General features: G+C 47.4%; 4 protein-coding genes. All 4 read right to left on the reverse strand.

What is annotated here, in order from left to right:
* Window positions 1-73 precede the first annotated feature (73 nt).
* The 4 genes from I6E38_RS14075 to I6E38_RS14090 all read right to left on the reverse strand — a co-directional run bounded on the left by I6E38_RS14075 (window position 74) and on the right by I6E38_RS14090 (window position 6,061).
* Window positions 74-1,990: a polysaccharide biosynthesis protein gene (locus I6E38_RS14075; protein WP_235394585.1), complete on the reverse strand. Its 1,917-nt coding sequence runs from the start codon at window positions 1,988-1,990 to the stop codon at window positions 74-76.
* A 245-nt stretch (window positions 1,991-2,235) separates the two neighbouring features.
* On the reverse strand, window positions 2,236-3,324 hold the full coding sequence (locus I6E38_RS14080; protein WP_235394586.1) for a YeiH family protein: 1,089 nt from the start codon (window positions 3,322-3,324) through the stop codon (window positions 2,236-2,238).
* Window positions 3,325-3,411: 87 nt separating this feature from the next.
* Window positions 3,412-4,845 (reverse strand): amidophosphoribosyltransferase, encoded by a 1,434-nt coding sequence (locus tag I6E38_RS14085; protein WP_235394587.1) that lies wholly within the window; start codon window positions 4,843-4,845, stop codon window positions 3,412-3,414.
* Window positions 4,846-5,062: 217 nt separating this feature from the next.
* The gene (locus tag I6E38_RS14090; protein WP_235394588.1) at window positions 5,063-6,061 is read right to left on the reverse strand and encodes a glycoside hydrolase family 130 protein; all 999 of its coding nucleotides are present in this window, start codon (window positions 6,059-6,061) and stop codon (window positions 5,063-5,065) included.
* Window positions 6,062-6,194: the final 133 nt, after the last annotated feature.

Consider the following 6,194-nt stretch of genomic DNA (forward strand, 5'->3'; position numbering starts at 1 on the left):
CGCTAAACGATATACAAAAGGAGGGTGCACCATAAATGACCATAGTCAATTATGACACACCCTCTTTTTTATTTTATTTATCCAGCACCTGATACTTGCTGACCTGCGATTTGTATTCAGGCACTATTTCCTTCATCTTCTTTACTATCGCCATGTCGTCGTGGGTGTACGATATCTGGAGCAATTCGTCTTCGTTCTTCTTGGCTTCTTCATAATCGTACTCACGCACTTTGGCAACCATAATCTTGCGGTTCTGCGTAGGGATAGTGTTCTCCTTTGTCGAAAGCAGCTCCTCATAGAGCTTTTCGCCGTCGCGAAGTCCAGTGAACTTAATCTCAATATTCTTGGCTCCAGAGAGCGAAATCATTCGTCTTGCCAGGTCAACAATCTTCACCGGCTTGCCCATATCGAACACAAATATCTCGCCTCCCTTGCCCATTGTGCCTGCCTCAAGCACCAGCTTACAAGCCTCAGGAATAAGCATAAAGTAGCGTATGATGTCCGGATGGGTCACTGTCAACGGCCCCCCCTTGCGTATGAGTTCCTTAAAAATAGGAATAACCGAACCGTTCGAACCGAGCACATTACCGAAACGAGTGGTAACAAACTGCGTAACACCCTTCACTCTACCATCAACGATGGCCTGATTGAGCGACTGGCAGTAAATCTCGCAGATACGCTTTGAGCATCCCATTACGTTTGTTGGATTTACAGCCTTATCGGTAGAAATCATCACAAACTTCTTTGTGCCATACTTCACAGCAAGGTCGGCAATGACACGTGTACCGTTCACGTTGTTGCGCACAGCCATAGCAGGATTGTCCTCCATCATTGGCACATGCTTGTAAGCAGCAGCATGGAATACGTATTCCGGACGATGGTCTTCGAATATCTTCTCCATGAAAGCCTTGTCGGTGATGCTTCCGACTATAGTTTCGTTCTTGACATCAGCAAACTGGCGAGCCATTGTCAAGCGTACAGAGTGCATAGGAGTCTCAGCCTGGTCGATAAGGGTGAGTTCGGCAGGCTTGTATACAGCCACCTGACGCACCATTTCCGAACCGATAGAACCGGCAGCACCGGTTATGAGCACGCGCTTGCCCCTAAGCATAGCGCCAATGGCATTCATATCCACCTCAATCTTCTCACGAGGCAACAAGTCTTCGATTTCTATCTCATGCAGATGATTGTATGTCAAGTCGGATTTGCCGTCCCACTCTTCAGCTGTAGGCATCATCATGATCTTGATGCCAGCCTGTACAAACTCATCAATCATGGCCTGATTTTCGCGGAAAGCCTCCGACTTCAGAGGCGACACGAGCAGCACCTTGACATGCTGATTTCTCATCAGCTCAGCAATGCCCTTCTTGTTTATGAATACCTTCTTGCCGAGTATATAAGCCTTACGCATATCATAGCCATCGCTGATGAATGCCTGAAGCACATACTTCTTCTCTTTAGTCGTCAATATACTGTTGGCAAGGCTCACACCGCCCTCCATCGTTCCGTATATTGCAACCGGTAATGCCTTGTCAACCTTGAATATATCAAACAAGGCACGTACAAACATGCGCTCCACCCACAGAAGCATCGAAGCGCATACAAACATCACTACGCTGCCAAACAGCGAGTGCATTATGATGCAATTTACCCCCCCCAATGCATTTTGGACAATACCAACAATATACGACATAACGACACCTACAAACGATGCCAAGCCTACACGCTCAAGGTCTACGAGCGACGAAAAGCGCAATATTCCGGAATATGTATGGAACATGCGGAACGCTACAGCAAACAATAGCATACAAACAATATTGCCTGCCGTAAGTTGCCAAAAATGTTGAGCAAACTCTAATCCGCCGTGTTCAAGATAACTACCTACATAACCTGAAAACAACGCGATTAAACAATCCAGAAACAACACTCCCCAATATGGCAATGCTCCCTTTGAGAAATACCAATTGGATAATCTACAAAAAATTCTCATAATTCTCTACCAACAAAATTCTCTAATTTAATAGAACTTAAAAATATAGACAATAATACACGTTTATCTCGGTAGTGAAAAATCAATTCACTTACCGAGATATTTATTAATAGGGTATAAAATTACGCAAAAAAAACTATTCTTCCTTTACAAAATCGTGACAATATTAATCTTACCCCCCCGAAAACAGATAAACAAGCACGTTTATTAGTACGATTTTGATTTACATCAATAATATTACCGAATTATTCCACCCAGAATATATACGCCAGACTGATACAGCTTATGCTCACCCAAAGCAGAACTCCCTGAACGAGAGGACGCAAGCCTACGCTGCGCAATGTCTCTCGAGTGAGCGAAGCTCCGATGAAGAACAGTGAGAGAGTGATGAGATGCTTTGCCAATTTGTTTACGGCTCCGCTGAACTGTGCGCCCATCGCAGCAGCATTGTCACCCAAAATAGAGGCATTACTGAGAATATAGGTATTGAACAGTATTGCCACAATAAACCAAACGATAAATCTTGGCACACTGCTATACCATGGCTTCGACTGTCCGTCGGCAGTAGCTGTGAGCGACTTGCGGAAGAAGAACGGTGTGACAAGCGCAAGCACTACAATCCACAATGCACGCGTGAGCTTGATTGTTGTAGCCACCTCCAAAGCACTGACACCCTGCGATGCCACCAGTTCGGGATGCATCTGATCGTAAGCAGCTCCTGCTCCTACCACCGATGACGTGTCGTGTATAGCGATGGCTGCCCACATGCTAAACTGCTTCATGGTCATTGACAATGCGTCGCCGATGACGGGGAATACAAACAGAGCAATGGCATTCAGGATGAAAACGACGCCCAGAGCCACAGACATGCTCTCGGCACGCGCCTTGATGACTGGACCGACAGCGGCTATTGCCGAACCACCGCAAATGGCTGTTCCCGACGAAAGCAGATAACTGGTCTGCGAGTCGACACCCAGCAGTTTACGACCGAACAGCCATCCCAAGGCAAGAGTACCGAACACACTGACTATGGTGAACATCATACCCTCGCTGCCCGAAGCCAGCGCCTTGTTGACGTTCATGCCGAATCCGAGTCCGATGACTGAGTATTGCAGTAGTTTCTTTGACATGGTCTTGTTGAAATCGGGAAACGCCTTGCCAAACAGCATTGCAAACACAAAACCAATGGCCAAAGCAACGGGCGACGACACCCAGCCTGCCACCCAAGCAGCCGGTCCCAGGTCTACGCCAAACACCTCAACGGCAAATCCCAACAAGAGCGACACGCCCATTACTGCTACAATTAATATATAGCAGAATTCCTTTTTCTTCATTATGTATTACAGTTTATTGATACGGCAACGGGCTACAATAATGTGACCCGTTACAATCATTTTTTATACTTATTCTCCTTTTTCTTATTATTCGTCAGCCTGCTCCTCAAGCGTATACTTGCTTGAGCCGTCGAAACAGTGTGTACAAACCTGACACTTAGGCAGACCGATGGCCTTGATGAGCTGCTCGATGGTGTTGAACTTGAGCGTGGTCAGTCCTAACTCGCGGCGGATTTCGTCCACCATCTTGGTGTACTGCGGCGAGTCAGTAGTGGCATATTTGTCAAGATCTTTATTGGCATCGCCCTCAAACTTCTCGATGATGCGGCGTGTGATAAGCTCCATGTCGCTCTTGGCAGAAGTGAAGTTGATGAACGGACAACCGTATACCAGCGGCGGACAGGCTATACGCATGTGGAACTCCTTGAGTCCGGCATCGAACAGTCCCTTCACATTGTCGCGCAACTGTGTGCCACGTACGATAGAGTCGTCGCAGAACAGCACGCGCTTGCCATTGATCATAGCCTTGTTAGGTATGAGCTTCATCTTGGCAACAAGCGATCGCATGGTCTGGTTTGAGGGTGTGAACGAGCGCGGCCATGTCGGAGTGTACTTGGCAATGCAGCGCTGATAAGGCACGCCCTTGCCGGCTGCATATCCCATAGCCATACCTGTGCCCGAATCGGGAATACCCGAGCAGCAGTCAACCTCAACGTCGTCGGTCTTAGCCAGATTGAAACCGTTGCTGAAACGAGCCTCCTCTACGTTCTTGCCCTCGTAAGTAGAAGTCGGGAAGCCATAGTAAACCCACAGGAACGAGCAAACCTGCATCTTCTTGTTAGGCTTGCGTATCTGTGTCATGCTATCGGCCTTAAGCTCAATAATCTCACCCGGGGCGATATTATAAACTGTTTCGTAATCAAGATTCGGGAAAGAAGTCGACTCACTCGAAGCGGCATAAGCTCCCTCCTTCTTACCTATTATTAAAGGTGTGCGTCCCCAAGCGTCGCGGGCGCAGATAAGCGAATCTTCAGTTAGAATCATCATGGTGCAAGAGCCCTTGATGTTATGGTATACGTTCTCTATACCTTCCTTGAACGTTTTGCCTTGAATAAGCAGCAAGGCTATAAGTTCGGTTGGGTTGGTAGCGCTTTGCGACAATTCGGCAAAGTGCATGTTCTTCTCAAGCAGTTGCTTGGTCAGCTCCTCGATATTTACAATCTTTGCCACAGTGCAGATTGCAAAACGTCCGAGATGCGAGTTTATCACAAGTGGTTGCGCGTCGGTGTCGCTGATAACACCTATACCCGCAGTACTACCCTCGAATCGGTCGAGCGTCGGTTCGAACTTGGAGCGGAAATACGAGTTCTCCAGATTGTGGATGGAGCGGACGAATCCCTTCTCCTTACTGTACATCGCCAAACCGCCACGTCGCGTTCCGAGATGTGAATTGTAGTCAGTTCCATAGAAAACGTCTGTCACACAGCTTTTCTTGGAAATGGTGCCGAATATGCCTCCCATAAAATTTCAGATGTGTTTTATAAAAGATTTGTGTTGCAAAGTTAATGATATTTGATGAAAAAAAATACATTTACATCAAAGTTTATTTGCAGAAAACAATATTCAGCTACCCGAAATGACATATTATGACTGCAGAATTAAGAATTTAAAAATATAGTTGCAAAAATAAGAGGCTATGGCATCGCAGCCGTAGCCTCCTACTAAGTGTTTGTATCAATTAGATGATGCTGTTCTTCTTTGTCCACTCCACGATTTCGGGAATGTATCCGAATGCGAGACCTGTAACGGTGTCGGCGCAGCCATAGTATACAGCTATGCGACCTGTCTCGGGGTCGTGTACTTCGGCGCAAGGGAAGCAAACGTTAGGCACATCGCCCATACACTCGTACGGAGTCTGCGGAGAGATGAGGTACGGACCCGAACGGTGTGTAGCCTTCCAAGGCTGCTCAAGGTCGAGCAGAGCCGAACCGAATGCGTAAACGTAGCCGTTGCAAGAGCGGAGCACGCCGTGATAGAACAGCAACCAACCCTCAGATGTCTTAACTGGCACCGGACCTGCACCAATCTTCATGCACTGCCATGCTGACAACTCAAATGCAGCAGGAGCCATTACGTGGCGATGATGTCCCCAGAATTCCATGTCGGGCGACTCGCTGTAGAAGATGTCGCCGAACGGTGTATGGCCAGTGTCACTCGGACGTGACAGCATAGCGAAGCGACCGTTGATTTTCTCAGGGAAGAGTACACCGTTGCGGTTGTAAGGCAGGAATGCGTTCTCGAGCTGGTGGAATGTCTTGAAGTCCTTAGTCCAAGCCACACCGATTGTAGGTCCGTGATAACCGTTGCACCATGTCACATAGTAGCGGTCCTCGATGAAGCAAACGCGTGGGTCGTAGCCGTATACCCATTCGCCAATCTCCTTATTGTCGCACTCGAAGCGCAGCGGCTCCTCATTGATGTTCCAGTTTACACCGTCCTTTGAGAAACCAACGTGCAGCACCATACGGCGGTTGGTATCGTCGCAACGGAACACACCTGCAAAGCCTTCACCGAAAGGAACTACGGCACTATTAAATATACTGTTGCTGGTAGGCAGCAAGTCGCGCGGAATAATCGGGTTCTTCGAGCAGCGCCACAGCGGAGTGCGCTGACCTTCAGGACGCTCTTCCCAAGGCATGTTGGGCAGAGGATTGCCAGAAATGATAAGTTTGCTCATTGTTTTAATATTTAATGTTTTAACGATTAATTTTTAATTACAAATGTTCAATTATTAATATTCAATTATTAATGTATATTTCTAAAGCGTAATTTGCATACCACTCCCCTCCCTACGGGGGAGGGGCAGGGGG

The sequence above is a fragment of the Leyella stercorea genome, from assembly GCF_021531355.1.
In the GTDB taxonomy this organism is placed as follows: domain Bacteria; phylum Bacteroidota; class Bacteroidia; order Bacteroidales; family Bacteroidaceae; genus Prevotella.

Excerpts from the sequence above, each read along its gene's own strand:
- I6E38_RS14080 (WP_235394586.1), bottom strand. The coding sequence starts at position 3,324 with ATGAAGAAAAAGGAATTCTGCTATATATTAATTGTAGCAGTAATGGGC.
- I6E38_RS14090 (WP_235394588.1), bottom strand. The coding sequence starts at position 6,061 with ATGAGCAAACTTATCATTTCTGGCAATCCTCTGCCCAACATGCCTTGG.
- I6E38_RS14075 (WP_235394585.1), bottom strand. The coding sequence starts at position 1,990 with ATGAGAATTTTTTGTAGATTATCCAATTGGTATTTCTCAAAGGGAGCA.
- I6E38_RS14085 (WP_235394587.1), bottom strand. The coding sequence starts at position 4,845 with ATGGGAGGCATATTCGGCACCATTTCCAAGAAAAGCTGTGTGACAGAC.